This is a genomic window from Micrococcus sp. iso_239, from assembly GCF_056173395.1.
In genome coordinates this window covers 2175914-2193003 of sequence record NZ_CM149672.1, presented here as the reverse complement: position 1 = coordinate 2193003, position 17090 = coordinate 2175914, and the positions used below count along the sequence as shown (strand labels likewise).

Sequence of the window (17090 nt, the reverse complement as noted above, 5' to 3'; positions counted from 1 at the left end):
GAAGGTGGAGTGCCCGAGGAATGACAGGCGCGGGCCGTGTCGCTTTCCCGGGTCGGTGACGTGGTGCGGGCGGGATGACGGCCGGAGAGCCGTCGTGATCGTAGCGTGATCGACCATTACCGGGAACCTTTTTCTCAGGCTTGTCGGGTCATTTCATGCCCCCGTGATGTCCGGTTCATCCATTCACAGGTGGGCACGGTGTGGCGCCGGTGCGGTGCACAGCGGAGGGGTGTCGGGTCCGCGCCGGGGGATACGGTGACGGGAGACCACCACGGGCCGCCCGGCCCGGGAACCAGAGGAGGCAGACCATGGCGGAGCCGATCCACATCGGCGCGGCGGCGGACGTCCCGGAGGGTGAGGCGATCGTCGTCCCGGCGGCGACGGCGGGGACGAGGGACGACGTCGCGGTGTTCCACACGGACGCGGGCGAGTTCCACGCGATCGACGACACCTGCACCCACGAGGACGCCTCGTTGGCCGAGGGCTGGCTCGAGGACGACCGCGTGGAGTGCCCGCTGCACGCCGCGCAGTTCTGCCTGCGCACCGGCGAGGCGCTCTGCCTGCCCGCCACCAAGGGCGTCGGCGTGCACCGCGTCGAGGAGCGCGAGGGCCAGCTCTACCTCGTCCCCGGCGCATGAGCCACGACGTCGAGGCCCCGGCAGGCGTGCCCGGCTCGGTCGCGGTGGTGGGCGGCGGCGTCGCGGGCTTCGCCGTGGTCCGCGAGCTGCGGCGTCGCGGTTTCGCGGGCGAGATCGCCCTCGTGGACCCGCAGGGCGTGCCCTATGACCGGCCACCCCTGAGCAAGGAGTTCCTGACCGGCGACGCGGACGCGCGCCGCCTGCTGCTCGCCCCGCCGGCGTGGTTCGCCGAGCACGGGGTGGAGCTGGTGGAGGACCTGGCGGTCCGGGTGGTGCCGGGCGGTGTCCACCCCGACGGCGGCCCCGCGCCCCACCGGGTGGAGACGGCCTCCGGGCGGGTCCTGGAGGCGGACGCGGTCGTGCTCGCCACGGGCGGGCGACCCCGGGCCCTCGACGTCGCCGGCGCCGACCACCCGGACCTGATCACCCTGCGCACCCGCGCCGACGCCGAGACCCTGCGCGACCGCCTGACGTTCGGGACCGAGGTGGCGGTCGTGGGCGGCGGCTTCACGGGGGCGGAGGTCGCGGCCGCGGCGCGCCGCTCGCTCGCCGCGGTGACGCTCGTGACCGGGACGGACGCCCCGGCTCGCGCGGCGGTCGGGCCAGCGCTGGCCGCCCGCCTGCACCGGATGCACGCCGAGCACGGGGTCGCGGTCGAGGTCGGGCGGGCGGCCTGGATCGAGCACCGGGACGCCGACGGCGGCGCCGCACTGCCGGCCGCCCACCGGCTCCACCTCCACGACGGGCGGACCGTGGACGCCGACGTCGTGGTGCTGGCCGGCGGCACCGTGCCGGACACCGCCCTCGCCGAGGACGCCGGTCTGGAGGTGGCCGACGGCGTGCTCACGGACGCGACGGGCCGCACGACCGTGCCCGGGATCCTGGCCGTGGGCGATGCCGCGCGGGCCCGGGGGTCCGCGTGGGCGCCGTCGCGGCACTGGGAGCCGGCGCTGCGTTCCGGTGCGGCCGCCGCGGCGGCGATCCTGGGGGAGCAGGCGGACGCCCCGGGCGCCCCGTGGTTCTGGTCCGACCGGTACGACGCCCACGTGGAGGCCGTGGGGGACATGACGGTGCCGGCCGGCGGGCGGATCGTGGACCGCGAGGTGCGCGGCGTCGTGGTGGCGAGCTTCGCCCTGGCCGCGGACGGGACCCTGCGCGGGGCCGCGTCGATCGACGACCCCATGACCGTCAAGGCCGCCCGGCGCATCATCGACCGGGGGATCGTGGTGGACGCCGCCGCGCTCGCGGACCCGGCCGTGCCGGTCAAGTCGCTGGCGCGGGGGTGAGAGCGCCCGTTTCGTCAACGAAAGTGCCCTGGAGGGCGTCCGTTTCGTCAACGACAAGCGGTCAGGTGCCGCAGTAGGTGACGAACGGGGCCCCGTCCGCCGGACCCGGCTCCGCGTACCGCTCGAACCCGGGGCGCGGAGTGAAGGGATCCGTGACGGCCTCGAGCAGCCGGTGGACGGCGGTGAGGTCCCCGTCCTCCGCGGCCGTCAGGGCCTCGTCGAGCAGGTGGTTCCGCGGGATGTAGACGGGGTTCACCGCGCGCATGCGGGCCGGATCGGGACCCATCGCCCGCCACTCCGCGAGCCAGGCGGCGAGCCCCGCGGGGTCCGGGGCGCCGGGGACGAGCCGTGCCGCCTCGGTGCGCGCCGCGTCGTCGTCCACGGGCGCCGCCGTGTGCTCGGCCAGCCGCACCCAGAACGAGGTCCAGTCGGCCCGCGCCGCGGCCAGCCACGGGAACAGGCGGTCGGTGAGCGCGGCGACGTCGTCCTCCGCCACGGACGCCGGGAGGCCGAGCTTGTCCCGCAGTCCGCCCCGCCACGCCGCGAGATGGGCGCCGTGGAACCTGCCCAGCGCCTCCTGGGCGAGTGGGACGGCGCGGTCGGGGTCGTCGTCGAGCACGGGCACGAGGGCCTCGCCGAGTCGGGCGAGGTTCCACGCGGCGATGGGCCCCTGGTTGCCGTACGCGTACCGGCCCTGGGTGTCGATCGAGGAGAAGCTCGCGGCCGGGTCGAAGGCGTCGATGAACGCGCAGGGGCCGTAGTCGATGGTCTCGCCGGACAGGGTCATGTTGTCCGTGTTCATCACACCGTGCACGAAGCCGACGAGCATCCAGCGGGAGACGAGCTCGGCCTGCGCGGCGATCACCGCCTCGTAGAGCGCGAGCGCGGGGTGCTCGGCGTCGGTGGCGTGCGGGTGGTGGCGGGCGATGGACTCGTCGACGATCCGGCGCAGCACCTCCGTGGGGTGCGCCTGCTCGGGGAGGGCGGCGGCGTACTGGGCCGTGCCGACGCGCAGGTGCGACGCGGCCGTCCGGGCCAGCACCGCGCCCGGCAGCACGGTCTCGCGGCGGACCGGGTGGCCCGTGGCGACGACGGCGAGCGCCCGCGTGGTCGGCACGCCGAGGGCGTGCATCGCCTCGGAGACCACGTACTCGCGGAGCATGGGGCCGAGTACGGCCTGCCCGTCGGCGTTGCCGCGCGCGAAGGGCGTGCGACCGGAGCCCTTGAGATGCAGGTCGTGGAGCCGACCGTCCGGAGCCGTGAGCTCGCCGAGGAGGAGGGCGCGCCCGTCACCCAGGCGGGGGGAGTAGTGGCCGAACTGGTGGCCCGCGTACGCCTGCGCGACCGGCCGCGCGTCCGGGCCGGACTGCTCGCCGGTGAGGAAGCGGACGCCGTCGTCGCTGGCGAGCCACTCGGCGTCGAGGCCGAGCTCCGCCGCGAGGCCGGCGTTGAGCAGGACGAGCCGCGGGCCGTCCGTGGCCTGGGCCTGCCAGGGCAGGGCGAGCTCGGGGAAGGTGTCGGCGAAATGCGAGCTCAGGGCGGGAACGGACGTGGTCATAGGGCCACGCTACGTGGGGGAGGACGGGTGTTCACGGGCCGACTCCCACCGCACCCGTCCTTTCGAGGCGGGAAATCGACCCCACGGGCGTGGACCAGAGCGCTTTGACCTGGATTTCCCGCCTCGAAACGGGGGGCCGTGGCGGACTGCGGTGACCGTGGATCTCACCGGGTCACCCACCGAACGCGGCCGCCCGGCGCCGCACCCGCGCGACGACGTCCGCGTAGTCGTTCCGAGCGTCGGCCCACATGACCTTGATCGAGAGCCAGTCGTGGTCGGCGCACCAGCGGTCGCGCAGCACGTCGCGGGCCTGCTGCTCGGCGGTGCGGTGGTGCTCGCCTTCGTATTGCAACGCGAGGCGCCACGGCCGATACCCGAGGTCGACCGTCGGAGCGCGGCGGTCTGACGGGTCCAGCCGGCACTGCACCTCGGGCTCCGGCAGCCCGGCATCGACGAGCGCCAGCCGCAGACGCGTCTCGCGCGGCGAATCCGCCCCCACGCGCATCCTCGCCAGCGCTGCCCGGGCCAGTCCGCGCCCCCGGAAACGTCCCCGTTCGGCCAGCGATCGGACGAGCTCCTCCGGGGTGTAGGCGGGATCCCCGCGTCCGCCGCCGGGCAGCCACGGCGGGCAGAGCAGGGCGTCACCGGCGACGACGACGTCCCGCTCGGTGAGCGCCGACCGTGCCGCGCACAGGTCCCACAGCGTGCGGGCCGGCGTCGTCACGAGCACGCCGCCCCGCGTCATCCGCTGTCCCTCCGGCACCTCGATGCGGTGCGGCACCAGACCCGCCTGGACCGGCCGGCCGCCCGAGGTGCCGACGCTGACGTGCACCGCACCGGGGGCCAGCAGCCGTGCGGGCACGGTCAGGCCGTGCAGGCGGGCGGCGGTCTCATGGCTGACGACGACGCCGGGGTGGCGCCGCTGGTACGCGCGGACCTCGTCCATCGTCCACTCACGGACGGAGGCCGCCGCAGGGCCGGCCGGCCCGTAGATGCCGTGGCGCAGCCGCCGCAGGTCTGAGGACTGCAGTCGGGACCACGTCACACCCGCCCGGCGCGCGTCGTCGACCGTGAAGGCGGCGGGGTCGATCGACGGCGGCAGCGGGGCGGGACGACGGGGCATGCGGCGAGCGTGCTCCGTCGGTCGGCATCCCGAGACAGACGAGCGGGGGCCTGGGGACGCGCGAGGGGGCCCGGCGCGGTTGTGCAGGAGGCGGTGACGTCCCCCGGGGCGCCGGCCCCGAGCCATTCGAGGCGGGAAATCCACGTCATGGGCCAGGATCGGGCGTCCATGGGGTGGATTTCGCGCCCCGAAGTGAGGGGATGACCGGATCAGTACGACGCGCGGGGCGCGCTCTGCCCGTCGGCCGCGGCGTTGCTCGGGGCCGGGCACCAGCGGTCGGCGAGGGCCTCGGCGGCGCGGGCCAGCAGGGCGACGTCGGCGCCCACGTTGACGTAGTCCGCACCGGCGGCGGCGTAGGCGTCGGCCTGCGCGGGCACGAACGCGTTGACGCCCACGATCTTCCCGGCGGCCTTGACCTTCGTGATGACCTCCTCGACCGCGGCCACCACGTCCGGGTGCGACTGCTGGCCGAGCAGGCCCAGGGACGCGGAGAGGTCCGAGGGGCCGATGAAGACGCCGTCGATCCCGTCCACCGCCGCGATCTCGTCCGCGTTCCGCACGCCGGCGGCCGTCTCGATCTGCACGATCACGGAGACGTGGTCCGCCGCGCCGGGCAGGTAGCCGGGGATCCGGTTCCAGCGGCCCGAGCGTGCCAGGGCGGAGCCCACGCCGCGCACCCCGCCCTCGGCGGAGCCGTCCGGGTAGCGGGCGGCGGCCACGGCGCGGCGGGCCATCGCGGCGTCGTCGACCATGGGCACCAGCAGCGACTGGGCGCCCAGGTCCAGGAACTGCTTGATGGCCACGGTGTCCAGCGCCGGCACGCGCACCAGGGTGGGCACACGGTAGCCGGCGATCGTGCGCAGCTGGGCGAGGACGTCCTGCAGGGTCAGCGGTGCGTGCTCGGCGTCGATGAGCAGGTAGTCGAGGCCCGCGCCGGCGCAGATCTCCGCCGTCGTCGGGTCCCCGGAGGAGAGGAACATGCCGGCGGCGGGGCGGCCCCCACGGGCGGCGACGGCCTCGGGCGTGAAGAGGTCGCGGAACAGCGGCTGCGGGTTGTGGCGGACGGGCATGGGACGTTCCTCCGGGGTTCTCCGCGCCCTCCACCCGACGCGGGTTGAGTTGTCGCGGGTGGAGCGGGGTCGTACTGGTGATAGGTCAACCCGCGTTGCGGGGCGGGCGGGGCGGGACGACGACGGCGACGCGGGCGGGGCGACGACGACGGGCGGGTCAGGCGAAGCGGCAGGTGATGGTGCCGAGCGGGCCGTAGTCGGCGTAGACGGTGTCGCCCTCGTACACCCACATCGGGCGGGTGAAGGAGCCGGCGAGCACGATCTCACCGGCTTCGAGCGCGTCTCCGTGCTCGGCGATGCGGTTGGCCAGCCAGTGCACGCCGTTGGCCGGGTGGTTCAGCACGCCCGCGGCCACGCCGGTCTCGATGATCTCCTCGTTGCGGGAGAGGATGCCGGAGACCCACCGCAGGTCGACGTCGTGCACGCCCACGGGGCGGCCGCCGATCACCAGGGAGCCCAGGGCGGCGTTGTCCGAGATGGTGTCCGTGATGGTGCGGCCGGCCATCTCGATGCGCGAGTCCAGCACCTCGAGCGCGGGCACCACGTACTCGGTGGCGCGCAGCACGTCCATCAGGTTCAGGCCGGGCCCACGCAGCTCGTCCTTGAGCACGAACGCCAGCTCCATCTCGATGCGCGGATGGGTGTACTTCTTCCACTCGTACACGTGGCCGGACTCGAACACCTGGTCGTCGAAGATCACGCCGTAGTCCGGCTCGTCGATCCCGGTCGCGTCCTGCATGGCCTTGGAGGTCAGGCCGATCTTGTGGCCCACCTTGCGGCGGCCCGCCTCGACCTGGCGCTCGGCCCAGATGCGCTGGACGGCGTACGAGTCCTCGATTTCCATCTCCGGGTAGCGCGCGGTCAGCCGCGGCACGGGCACGCGGTCGATGCCCGCGCGGTGCAGCTCGTCGGCGATCTTGACGTGGGTCTCGTGGTCCAGCACAGCGGTCTCCTTCACGACGACGGGCAGGGGCCTGGCCTTGATCGTATACGATTACGCGGCTCGGCCCCGTCGCCATCCTGTCACCGCCCCGGATCAGTCCGGGGTGCGCGTCCCGATGCCCAGCCCGGGCTGGCGGCGGTGCACCGTGAGGCAGGCCCGCCCCTCGACGCCCGTCTGCGAGGCGGGACACCCCTGCTCCCCACGCTTCGAGGCGGGAAATCGAGCTCAAACCGGCCCTCCCGGCTCGAAAGAGGTGGATTTTCCGCCTCGAACGGCGTGGGGCGGGGAGACGCGGAGGATGGTAGGGAGGGCGGACGCCGACGGCGGGCACCTGCGTTGGGTGCCCGCCGTCGTCGTGGTGTCCCGAAGCGGTGCCGGCCGTGCCGGTCAGAGCTGGTTGCCGAGCTTGTACTCGCCCTGCTTCCACTCCGGCATGGACTCCTCGCCCTGCCCCTCGCGGGTGTAGGAGAAGCCGTCGGCGCCGATGGTCACGGCCATCTCCGAGTCGTCGGTGCGGGAGACCAGCGGCTGCAGGTTGCCGTCGAGGTCCAGCACGCGGGAGGCATCGGTGTACCAGGACGGCACGATCGGGGTGCCCCACCAGTCGCGGCGCTGGTTGTCGTGCACGTCCCAGGTGACCACGGGGTTGTCCGGGTCACCGGTGTAGTAGTCCTGGGTGTAGACCTCCACGCGGTGGCCGTCCGGGTCGCGCAGGTAGAGGTAGAACGCGTTGGAGACGCCGTGGCGACCCGGGCCGCGCTCGATGTGGTCGGACATGCGCAGGGCGCCGAGCTTGTCGCAGATCGCCAGGATGTTGTGCTTCTCGTGCGTGGCGAAGCACACGTGGTGCATCCGGGGGCCGTCGCCGCCGGTCATGGCGGTGTCGTGCACGGTGGGCTTGCGGCGCATCCACGCGGCGTAGACGTTGCCGTTCTCGTCCTGGATGTCCTCGGTGACGCGGAAGCCCAGGTCCTGCATGTAGCGGGCGGCGCGCGGCACATCCGGGGTCACCTGGTTGAAGTGGTCCAGGCGGACCAGGGCGCCCGGGGTGTAGAGGTCGTAGCGCCAGGCCAGGCGCTCCACGTGCTCGACGTCGTGGAAGAACTCGTAGGGGAAGCCCAGCGGGTCCTCGACGCGCACGGAGTCGCCGACGCCCTTGACGAAGCCGTCCTTCCGGCGCTCCACGCGGCAGCCCAGCTCCTCGTAGAAGGCGACCGCCTTGTCCAGGTCCTCGGGGGTGCGCACGCGGTAGGAGAACGCGGCCACGGCGGCGGTCTCGCCCTGGCGCAGCACCAGGTTGTGGTGGATGAACTCCTCCATGGAGCGCAGGTAGACGGTCTCCTCGTCCTCCTCGGTGACCACCAGGCCGAGCACGTCCACGTAGAACTCGCGGGAGACGGCGAGGTCCGTGACCACGAGCTCCATCGAGGCGCAGCGCAGGATGTCCGGTGCCTCGGACGTCGGGGTGGGGAGGGGGTTCTCCGGGTCGATGGGGGCTTCCTTCGTGACGAAGAAGCCGGAGGAGGTCTTCTGGCGGCTCTCGAGGTTGGTCATCGGTGCTCCTTGGTGAGGGGGCGGTGCGCTGTGGCCTGGGACACGGTCAGTGGCTCGATCGTATACGATCCGGGCGACCGACGGAAAGGCTCTCGAGGAACGCGGGTTGAGTTGTCGCGGGTCCGGGGCGCCCGCACCCGCGACAACTCAACCCGCGTCGGGTGGGCCGGGGGAGGAGCCCGGCCCGGCCCCACCACGACGACGGCGCCCGCACCGTCGCGGGGACGGTGCGGGCGCCGTCGTGGTCACCGGTCGGCGCGGGCTCAGCCGTCGATCTTCGCCGCGGCCTGCTCCTGCTTGCCGAACACCGGGTTGTGGACCTCGCCGAGGTTGATGTGCACGGCCTGCTGATCGGTGTAGAAGTCGATCGAGCGGTAGCCGCCCTCGTGGCCCAGGCCGGAGGCCTTCACCCCGCCGAACGGGGTGCGCAGGTCCCGCACGTTGTTGGAGTTCAGCCACACCATGCCGGCCTCCACGTTCTGCGCGACGTTGTGGGCGCGCTTGAGGTCGTTGGTCCAGATGTAGGCGGCCAGGCCGTACTTGGTGTTGTTGGCCAGCTGCAGGGCCTCCTCCTCCGTGTCGAAGGGGGTGATGGCCACCACCGGGCCGAAGATCTCCTCCTGGAAGATCCGGGCGTCCGGGGCCACGTCCGCGAACACGGTGGGCTGCACGAAGTTGCCCTCCGGGAAGCCCTCCGGGCGGCCGCCGCCGGCCACCAGGCGAGCCTCGGTCTTGCCGATCTCCACGTAGGACATGACCTTCTCGAAGTGCTCCGGGTGCACGATGGCGCCGACCTCGGTGGTCTCGTCGTCCGGCAGGCCGACCTTCACACGGGAGGCCTGGGCGGCGTAGCGCTCCACGAACTCGTCGTAGACGGAACGCTGGACCAGGATGCGGGAGCCGGCGGTGCAGCGCTCGCCGTTCAGGGAGAACACGCCGAAGATGGTCGCGTCGATCGCCGCGTCCAGGTCCGCGTCCTCGAACACCACGGCCGGGGACTTGCCGCCGAGCTCCATGGACAGGCCCTTCAGGTGCGGGGCGGCGTTGGCGAAGATGATCTGGCCGGTGCGGGACTCGCCGGTGAAGGAGATCAGCGGCACGTCCGGGTGCTTCACGAGCGGGTCGCCCGCGTAGCCCTCCTCGCCGAAGCCGTGCACCATGTTGAACACGCCCTGGGGCAGGCCGGCCTCCTCGAAGATCCCGCCCCACAGGGAGGCCGAGAGCGGGGTGAACTCCGCCGGCTTCAGGACCACCGAGTTGCCGGTGGCGATGGCCGGGGCCAGCTTCCAGGACTCCAGCATGAACGGGGTGTTCCACGGGGTGATCAGGCCGGCGACGCCGATCGGCTTGCGGTTCACGTAGTTGATCTGGCGACCCGGCACCTTGAAGGTGTCGTCGTGCTGGGCCACGATCAGGTCCGCGAAGAAGCGGAAGTTCTCGGCGGCGCGGGCGGCCTGGCCCCTCGCCTGCTTGATCGGCAGGCCGGTGTCGAAGCACTCCATCTCGGCCAGCTGGTCGCCGCGGGTCTCCATGATGTCGGCGATCCGGTGCAGCACACGGGAACGCTGGCGCGGCAGGGCCTGGGACCATTCGCCGGACTCGAAGGCCCGCTTCGCGGCGGCGACGGCGCGGTCGATGTCCGCGGCCTTGCCGGAGGCGGCCGTCAGGTACGGCTCGTTGGTCACCGGGTCGAGCACCTCGAAGGTGTCGCCGTCGATCGAGTCGACGAACTCGCCGTCGATGTAGTGGCGCAGGACGTCGGGCAGGCCCTCGGGCTTGCGGGCCTCGATGCTGGTCTTCTCCGTCATGGTGTCTCTTTCGCTGAGTGCTTCGGGGGCGGATGGTCGGGGTCTGGCGCCGACGACGTCGGCGCCGGTCCGGCCGGCGGTCACGCGGACGGCTCGGCGCTGTGCTCCAGGTAGGCGCGCAGGGTGTTCAGGCGGTGGGCGCGGGCGGCGGCCTCGATCTCCTCGAAGCGCGCCCCGTCCTCGATCAGGCGCAGCAGGTGCTCGTGCTCGTCCACGGAGGCCACCGCCCGGCCGGGCACGTACGCGAACGTGGAGGAGCGCAGCGCGGCCAGGCGGTTCCAGCCGCGGTGCACCAGGTCGTGCACGTGCTCGTTCTGGTGATGCTCGAACAGGATCGAGTGGAAGCGGCGGTTGAGCTCGGTGAACGTCACCGGGTCCCAGGCCGTCTCCGACTCCGTCATCGCGCGCATGGTCGCGTTCACCTCGCGGGCCGCCGCGAGGTCCTCGGCGGTCACGTGCGGGGCGCACTGGGCGGTGGAGAACCCCTCCACCAGCGCCAGCGTCTCCATGGTGTGGCGGTACTCGACCGGGTCGATGCCCACCACGGTGGCGCCCACGTTGCGCTCGTAGGCCACCAGCTTCTCGGACTGCAGGCGGCGGATCGCCTCCCGCACGGGCACCACGGACATGCCCAGCTCCGCGGCGATCTGGGACAGCACCAGCCGATCGCCCGGCTCGTGGCGCTGGTCCCGGATCCCCTCCAGGATCGCCTGGTAGGCACGGTCCGCCTTGGAGACGGGGGCGCTTCCGAGGCTGACCGTTCCGATGCCCGTACGGCTCATGCTCGCCCGTCGCCCTCCGGGGCCGGGGCGTCCGGCAGGGTCTTGCGGTACTCGTCGAATTTGGCCTTCCACTCGGCGTTCGGGGGGAACATCCCGTCCACCGGGTGGCCGGCCTTGACCTGCTCGTACGCCCAGGCGTCCTGGAGCTCCTGCTCGTAGGCGTCGTCCACGACCTCCTGGAGCAGGGACGGCGGGATGACCACCACACCGTCGTCGTCGCCGACGATGATGTCGCCGGGCTGCACGGTGGTGCCGCCGCAGGCGATGGTGCCGCCGACCTCCCAGGGGATGTGACGGCGGCCCAGCACGGCCGGGTGCGTGGCGCCGGCGTACACCTGGAGGCCGACCTCGGCGACGGCGGCGGAGTCGCGGATGCCGCCGTCCGTGATCACGGCGTTCGCGCCGTTCACCTGGGCGCGCAGGGCCAGGACGTCCCCGAGGGTGCCGGTGCCGTGCTCGCCACGGGCCTCCATGACCACCACGTCGTCCGGCTGCACCGAGTCGATGGCCCGCTTCTGGGCGTTGAAGCCGCCGCCGAACTCCTTGGCCAGGTCCTCGCGCTTGGGGATGTAGCGCAGGGTCTTGGCGTAGCCGAGGACGCGCCGACCCCGGTGGATCGGGCGCGGGCCGTCGATGGTCGCGTTCTGGACGCCGCGCTTCTGCAGCTGGGCGGTGAGGGTGGCCACCGCGATGGCGTCGATCTTGGCGCGCAGCTCCGGGGTCAGCAGGGAGCGGTCCGGCTGCGGGGCGCTCGCGACCCAGTGGCCGTTCTCGTCCACCGCGGACGACGACGGCGCCGCGGCCTGCGGGGCCAGGCCGGCGGCCTCGCGGGAGCCCCAGGCCTCCTCGCGCTGCACGTCGTCCACCTGCGGCTGCGCGCCGAACGGGGCCAGGGAGTGCTCCGAGTCGACGACCGTCGTCACCAGGCGGCCGGTGGTCGGTGCGCCGGGGGCGCTGGGGGCGTCCACCTCCACCTCGACGACGTCGCCCGGCTGGGCCACGGAGGACCCGGCGGGGGTGCCGGTGAGGATGACGTCGCCCTCCTCGAGCGTCATGAGCTGCGAGAGGTCGGCCACGAGCTGGCCGAACGGGAAGACGAGGCCCTCGGTGGTGTCGTCCTGGACGATCTCGCCGTTGACCCAGGTGCGCACGCGCAGGGCGGCCGGGTCCAGGCCCGCGGCGGAGATCACCGCGGGGCCGAGCGGGGTGTAGCCGTCGCCGGACTTGTTCTTGACGTTGGAGCCCTTGTCCGCGTGGCGGAGGTCGTAGAGGCCCCAGTCGTTGGCGGCGGTGATGCCGGAGACGTGCGACCAGCCCTCCTTTGGGCTGACGCGCCGGGCGGTGCGGCCGATGATCAGCGCGATCTCGCCCTCGTAGGCGAGCAGCTCGGTGCCGGCGGGGCGCTCGATGGTGTCGCCGGTGCGGGCGAGGGAGGTGCCGGCCTTGAGGAAGTAGCCGGGGGCCTGCGGGGACCGGCCGCGCTGGGCGATGCGGGAGGGGTAGTTCAGGTGGACGGCGAGCACCTTGCCCGGCCGGTTCTCCCGGACGGTGAAGTCGTGCTCGGTGACGGTGGGCGTGGGATCCGGTGTGCTCTGCGTCATGGTCTAGATCGTATACGATCTCGCGGGCCCGGGGAAGAGGTCGCACGTCCGGCAGACGCGCCGGGCCGACGTCGTCGTGGGCGCCCGCCGCGGCTCAGCGGGCCCGGTCGATCGACTCGTTCACCGCCGGGGCCAGGCGCCGCACGCCCTCCAGGAGCTTCTCGGCCGCCACGAACGAGTACGCCAGGCGCAGGGTGGAGTGCGTGCCCTCGACGGGGGTGAAGGCCGCCCCCGGCACGAACACCGCGCCCGCCTCGATGCCGCGGTGCATCACCTCGAGGGTGTCCACCCCGGCCGGCAGGGTGGCCCACAGGAAGAAGCCGCCCTGCGGGGTGATGAACTCGACCGCCGGGTCCCAGTGCTCACGCACCGCGTCCACGAGCGCCGCGGCCCGCTCGCGGTACAGCCCGGTCACGTGGCGGACGTGGCCCTGCCAGTCCAGCTGCGTGACGAAGGCGGTGGAGAGCATCTGCGAGTACGTGGACGCGTGGATGTAGGCGGACTCCGCGCACAGGTAGAACTCGCGCTTGAGCGCAACCGGCACGAGCGCCCAGCCGATGCGCACGCCCGGGGAGAAGATCTTGGACATCGTGCCGAGGTGGACCACGTTGTCCCGGTGGTCTGCGGCGATCGGGGCGACGGGCTCGCCGTCGAACGCGATCTGCCCGTACGGGTTGTCCTCCACGATGAGCACGCCGTGCTTCTCGCAGATCGCGCCCACCTCGGCGCGGCGGCCCGGGGGCAGCAGGGCGCCCGAGGGGTTCGCGAACGAGGGGATCGTGTAGAGGAAGGCCACGCGGCGGCCCTCGGCGGCCAGGCGGGTCAGGGTCTCGTCGAGGGCCGCGGGCACCAGGCCGTGGTCGTCGGTGCCCGTGGCCACGGCCTCGAGCTGCCAGGTGGTGAAGGTGGTCAACGCGCCCACGAACGTGGGGTCCTCCACCACGACGACGTCGCCCGGGTTCGCGAACGCCCGGCAGGCGGTGTCGATCGCGGCCTGCGAGCCGGGGGTGATGACCACGAGGTCGGGATCCGCGTCCGGGATGCCGTCGGCGGCCATCACGGCGGTCGCGGCGGCACGCATCTCCTCGGTGCCCTGGCCCGGGCCGTACTGCAGGGACTCCGTGCCGAACCGGGTCATCAGGTCGGAGGCGATCCGGCCCAGCTCGTCGAGGGGCAGGTCGGCGAGCCACGGGTTCCCGCCCGCGAGCGAGATGAGGTTCGGGTCCATCGCGATGTCGAAGACGTCGCGGACCGCGGACTGCTTCACGCCGACGGCGCGCTGGGACAGGTGTTCTCGGAGGTTCCGCACGCTCGGCACCCTATAGCACGACGCGGCCGACGATGCAGGCCCGATGACGGGCGACGACGGCGGGTCGCGCGATCAGGGGGTGCTCGGCTCCTGGGCGGGGGACCACGTGCCCTGGGTCGGCTCGGCGGGACCCCAGGACGACTCGCCCTCCGGCGCCCACGTCTGCTCACCGGATCCGTCGCTCGGCTCCCCACTCGGCGCGGGGTCCCCCTGCGGGACGTCCACGGGCTCGCCGAGGCGGAGCGGCTCGAGCCCCAGCACGTCGTCGAGGTCCCGGCCGTCCACCTCGAGCCGGACCTGTCCCGCTGACGTGAAGGCGGCGGCGGTCGCCTGCAGCTGGGCGCGGATCCGCTCGGCCGTGCACTCGTCCTCCGGCGTCACGGTGCCGGTGAAGGTGAAGATCTCCACGTCGCCCGCGCGGCGGTGCCCGGTCGGGGTGAGGGTCTCGCGCGCGTCGAACACGGCGTTCCACAGCGACGGGTCGCCGTGCCAGCCGCGCTCGTCCGCGAACAGGAAGTCCAGGGCGGTGTCCGCCTCGTCCTCGGTGTCCGTCGGCACGGTCTGCACGGGCACCAGCAGGTCGCCGCAGCCGAAGGGCCGGCCGCTCGTCCCCGGGACCGCCTCCGCCTCGGCGACGGCGAGGTAGACCGTCAGCGGCTGATACCCCTCCGTCGCGGGCAGGGGCACGCCGTCGTCGGACGCCGAGTCCTCGGCCAGTCCGGGGTCGACCGCGCAGCCGGCCAGCAGGCACGCGGCGGCCACGGCACCCGTGATCCGCAGGGCGCGGGAAGGGGAGGTCGGGCGCATCGGGTACTCCTGGCGGTCGGGGGTCGGCGGCGTCGGACGGACCGACGGCCTCTCCATGCTACGGCCGTCCGTCTCGCCCGCCGCGAGCGGATGTGAGGCCTCCCGCGGGTGGGAAGGGGCCCGCGGGCGGACGGCCGCGGCGGGCTAGGCTGGAGGCCATGCCCGTGAGGAACCGTCGCGCCGCCGCCCTGCCCGCCAAGCTCAGCCGCTCCTGGCTGCTGGTCAACGCGGCCACCCCCGACGCGTTCGCCCCCGCCCTGGCCTCCGAGGCCGACTCCGTCATCTTCGACCTCGAGGCCGCCGTGCCGGAGGAGCAGAAGGACGCGGCCCGCCAGCACGTCGTGGACGCCCTCTCCGGCGGCATGACGGCGTGGGTGCGCATCTCCGCGACCTCCACGGACCACTGGCAGCGGGACCTCGAGGCGCTCACGGGTCTCGACGGCGTGCGCGGCGTCGTGCTGGCCGAGACCGAGGAGCCGGAGCAGGTCACGTTCACCGCGATGCGTCTGCGCGCCGGCACCCCGGTGATCGCCCTGCTGGAGTCCGCCCTGGGCATCGAGAACGCCACGGCCGTGGCCAAGGCGCCGGGCACGTTCCGTCTCGCCTTCGGCGTGAACGACTTCCGCAAGGACGTCGGCGTCGGCGAGGACCCGCTGGCCATGGCCTACGCCCGCTCCCGCATGGTGATCGCCTCCCGCGTGGGCGGTCTGCCCGGGGCGATCGACGGACCGCCCGGCAACACGGACGGTGAGGACGCGGTCATCCGCTCCTGCGCCGTCACCGCCTCGATGGGCATGACCGGCCGCCTCGTCCTGAACCCGGATCAGGTGGACTGGGTCAACCGGGCGATGTCCCCGTCCGAGGACGAGCTCGCGTGGGCCCGCGACCTGCTCGAGAAGCACGCGCAGGGCGCCGCCGTCGGCGACGGCTCGTACCTGCCCCGCGTGCTGCGTGCCCAGAAGATCGCGGACCTCGCGGACTCGTACGGGCTCTGGAACGCGTGAGCACGGCCGGGGCGCGCGCTTGAGTCCCCGCACCGACGGGTGGCTCCGCCCATGATGGCGTGGATCGACGGGCTGCCGCTGCTGTGGTCCATCGGGTTCTTCTGGATGCTGGCGATCCTGCGCACCCTGATCGTGTTCTCGCTCGGGCGGGGGCTGGCCTCCGGCGTCGAGCGGACCCGATGGTTCGCCCGCGTGATGGAGGGTCCCGTCTATGTCCGAGCCCAGCGCTTCATCCAGCGCCACGGGGTGTGGGCCATCCCGTTCTGCTACCTCACGGTGGGCATCCAGACGGCGGTGATCGGCTCCGCCGGCGTCGCCCGCATGCCCTGGCGCCGGTTCCTGCCGGCGGCCGCGCTCGGCACGTTCCTGTGGGGCGTGGTGTACGGGACCGTCGGGATGGCCGTGGTGTGGGCCGTCATCGGCGCGGCGCTCGGAGAGGGCCGGGGCGTCCTCGCCCTCGTGCTGATCCTCGCGGCCGTGGTCGCGTTCGTCGTCTGGCGCCGACGCCGTACGCTGCGCCGGCACGGGGCCGGGTGACGTCGTCGTCCGTGACGCGGGCCGGGGTCCGCCGCCGGGGGACTAGAGTTGGCCGCGTCTTCGCCCCGGCCAGCCGCCCCGCGGCCGGGGCCGCCACCCCTTCGGAAGGACCACCATGAGCGACGAGCGCGCCCGCAGCTTCTCCGCCTCCACCGCCTCCGCCGCCGACGACGGCGCCCGCGGCACCGGCACGACCCGCGTCAAGCGCGGCCTGGCGGACATGATGAAGGGCGGCGTGATCATGGACGTCGTCAACGCGGAGCAGGCGCGCATCGCCGAGGACGCCGGTGCCGTGGCCGTCATGGCGCTCGAGCGGGTCCCGGCCGACATCCGCGCCCAGGGCGGCGTGGCCCGCATGTCCGACCCCGACCTGATCGACGGCATCGTCGAGGCCGTGTCCATCCCCGTGATGGCCAAGGCGCGCATCGGCCACTTCGTGGAGGCCCAGGTGCTGCAGGCGCTCAAGGTGGACTTCATCGACGAGTCCGAGGTGCTCTCCCCGGCGGACTACGTGAACCACATCGACAAGTGGGACTTCGATGTGCCCTTCGTGTGCGGCGCCACCAACCTCGGCGAGGCCCTGCGCCGCATCACCGAGGGCGCGGCCATGATCCGGTCCAAGGGCGAGGCCGGCACCGGCGACGTCTCCGAGGCCGTGAAGCACATCCGCACCATCCGCAAGGAGATCGCCCAGCTCCAGGGCCTGGCCCAGGATGAGCTGTACGTGGCCGCGAAGGAGCTGCAGGCGCCGTACGAACTGGTGCGCGAGGTCGCCGAGACCGGCGCCCTGCCCGTCGTGATGTTCACCGCCGGCGGCGTGGCCACCCCGGCCGATGCGGCCCTGATGATGCAGATGGGCGCCGACGGCGTGTTCGTGGGCTCCGGCATCTTCAAGTCCGGCAACCCGGCCGAGCGCGCCCGCGCCATCGTCAAGGCCACCGCCCAGTTCGATGACCCGATGGCGGTCGCCGAGGCCTCCCGCGGCCTGGGCGAGGCCATGGTGGGCATCAACGTGGGCGACCTGCCCGCCCCGCACCGCCTGGCCGAGCGCGGCTGGTGAGCCGCGGAGT

Annotated in this window: 15 protein-coding genes; 5 read left to right on the top strand and 10 right to left on the bottom strand. The window is 73.3% G+C overall.

The genetic code is table 11. The annotated features are described in order from the left end of the window. The first annotated feature begins 308 nt into the window (after positions 1-308). Positions 309-638 (top strand): bifunctional 3-phenylpropionate/cinnamic acid dioxygenase ferredoxin subunit, encoded by a 330-nt coding sequence (locus AC0VX2_RS10195; RefSeq protein ID WP_002857882.1) that lies wholly within the window; start codon positions 309-311, stop codon positions 636-638. Beyond that, positions 635-1924 (top strand): NAD(P)/FAD-dependent oxidoreductase, encoded by a 1290-nt coding sequence (locus tag AC0VX2_RS10190; RefSeq protein WP_101965930.1) that lies wholly within the window; start codon positions 635-637, stop codon positions 1922-1924. Before AC0VX2_RS10195 ends, AC0VX2_RS10190 begins: the two co-directional genes overlap by 4 nt. Positions 1925-1985: 61 nt before the next feature. On the opposite strand, the gene AC0VX2_RS10185 is transcribed toward AC0VX2_RS10190, so the two are convergent. The 10 genes from AC0VX2_RS10185 to AC0VX2_RS10140 form a co-directional block, all read right to left on the bottom strand. Further along, entirely contained in the window at positions 1986-3482 is a 1497-nt protein-coding gene (locus AC0VX2_RS10185) for a protein adenylyltransferase SelO (protein ID WP_036313565.1), read from the bottom strand. Positions 3483-3654: 172 nt separating this feature from the next. Beyond that, complete coding sequence (locus AC0VX2_RS10180) at positions 3655-4605, bottom strand: hypothetical protein (RefSeq protein ID WP_101965929.1); 951 nt, start codon at positions 4603-4605, stop codon at positions 3655-3657. A gap of 209 nt (positions 4606-4814) precedes the next feature. Beyond that, a complete protein-coding gene (locus AC0VX2_RS10175; RefSeq protein ID WP_069941119.1) occupies positions 4815-5675 on the bottom strand; it encodes an HpcH/HpaI aldolase family protein in 861 nt (286 codons plus the stop codon). A 157-nt stretch (positions 5676-5832) separates the two neighbouring features. Next, a complete protein-coding gene (locus AC0VX2_RS10170; protein WP_101965928.1) occupies positions 5833-6618 on the bottom strand; it encodes a 2-keto-4-pentenoate hydratase in 786 nt (261 codons plus the stop codon). A 387-nt stretch (positions 6619-7005) separates the two neighbouring features. Further along, a complete protein-coding gene (gene hpaD / locus AC0VX2_RS10165) occupies positions 7006-8172 on the bottom strand; it encodes a 3,4-dihydroxyphenylacetate 2,3-dioxygenase (RefSeq protein WP_101965927.1) in 1167 nt (388 codons plus the stop codon). Between the two features lie 263 nt (positions 8173-8435). Then, a complete protein-coding gene (gene hpaE, locus AC0VX2_RS10160) occupies positions 8436-9980 on the bottom strand; it encodes a 5-carboxymethyl-2-hydroxymuconate semialdehyde dehydrogenase (RefSeq protein WP_070708902.1) in 1545 nt (514 codons plus the stop codon). A gap of 80 nt (positions 9981-10060) precedes the next feature. After that, positions 10061-10762, bottom strand: coding sequence for a GntR family transcriptional regulator (locus AC0VX2_RS10155; RefSeq protein ID WP_070708901.1), 702 nt, complete (start codon positions 10760-10762; stop codon positions 10061-10063). Beyond that, entirely contained in the window at positions 10759-12363 is a 1605-nt protein-coding gene (locus AC0VX2_RS10150) for a fumarylacetoacetate hydrolase family protein (protein WP_070708900.1), read from the bottom strand. The genes AC0VX2_RS10155 and AC0VX2_RS10150 overlap by 4 nt, the downstream gene beginning before the upstream one ends. A 94-nt stretch (positions 12364-12457) precedes the next feature. Continuing rightward, entirely contained in the window at positions 12458-13672 is a 1215-nt protein-coding gene (locus tag AC0VX2_RS10145; protein WP_070708899.1) for an aminotransferase-like domain-containing protein, read from the bottom strand. A 72-nt stretch (positions 13673-13744) separates the two neighbouring features. Then, positions 13745-14479, bottom strand: a complete 735-nt coding sequence (locus AC0VX2_RS10140; protein WP_036339682.1) for a GerMN domain-containing protein — start codon at positions 14477-14479, stop codon at positions 13745-13747. A gap of 158 nt (positions 14480-14637) precedes the next feature. On the opposite strand from AC0VX2_RS10140, the gene AC0VX2_RS10135 reads away from it, so the two are divergent. From AC0VX2_RS10135 to pdxS, 3 genes are all read left to right on the top strand, one after another. After that, positions 14638-15483 carry an HpcH/HpaI aldolase/citrate lyase family protein gene (locus AC0VX2_RS10135; protein WP_036339679.1) on the top strand — a complete coding sequence of 282 codons (846 nt, stop codon included), beginning with the start codon at positions 14638-14640 and terminating at the stop codon, positions 15481-15483. 51 nt (positions 15484-15534) lie between these two features. Further along, positions 15535-16020: a DedA family protein gene (locus AC0VX2_RS10130; protein WP_036339675.1), complete on the top strand. Its 486-nt coding sequence runs from the start codon at positions 15535-15537 to the stop codon at positions 16018-16020. Between the two features lie 115 nt (positions 16021-16135). Next, positions 16136-17080 (top strand): pyridoxal 5'-phosphate synthase lyase subunit PdxS, encoded by a 945-nt coding sequence (gene pdxS / locus AC0VX2_RS10125; RefSeq protein ID WP_036313496.1) that lies wholly within the window; start codon positions 16136-16138, stop codon positions 17078-17080. Positions 17081-17090 lie beyond the last annotated feature (10 nt).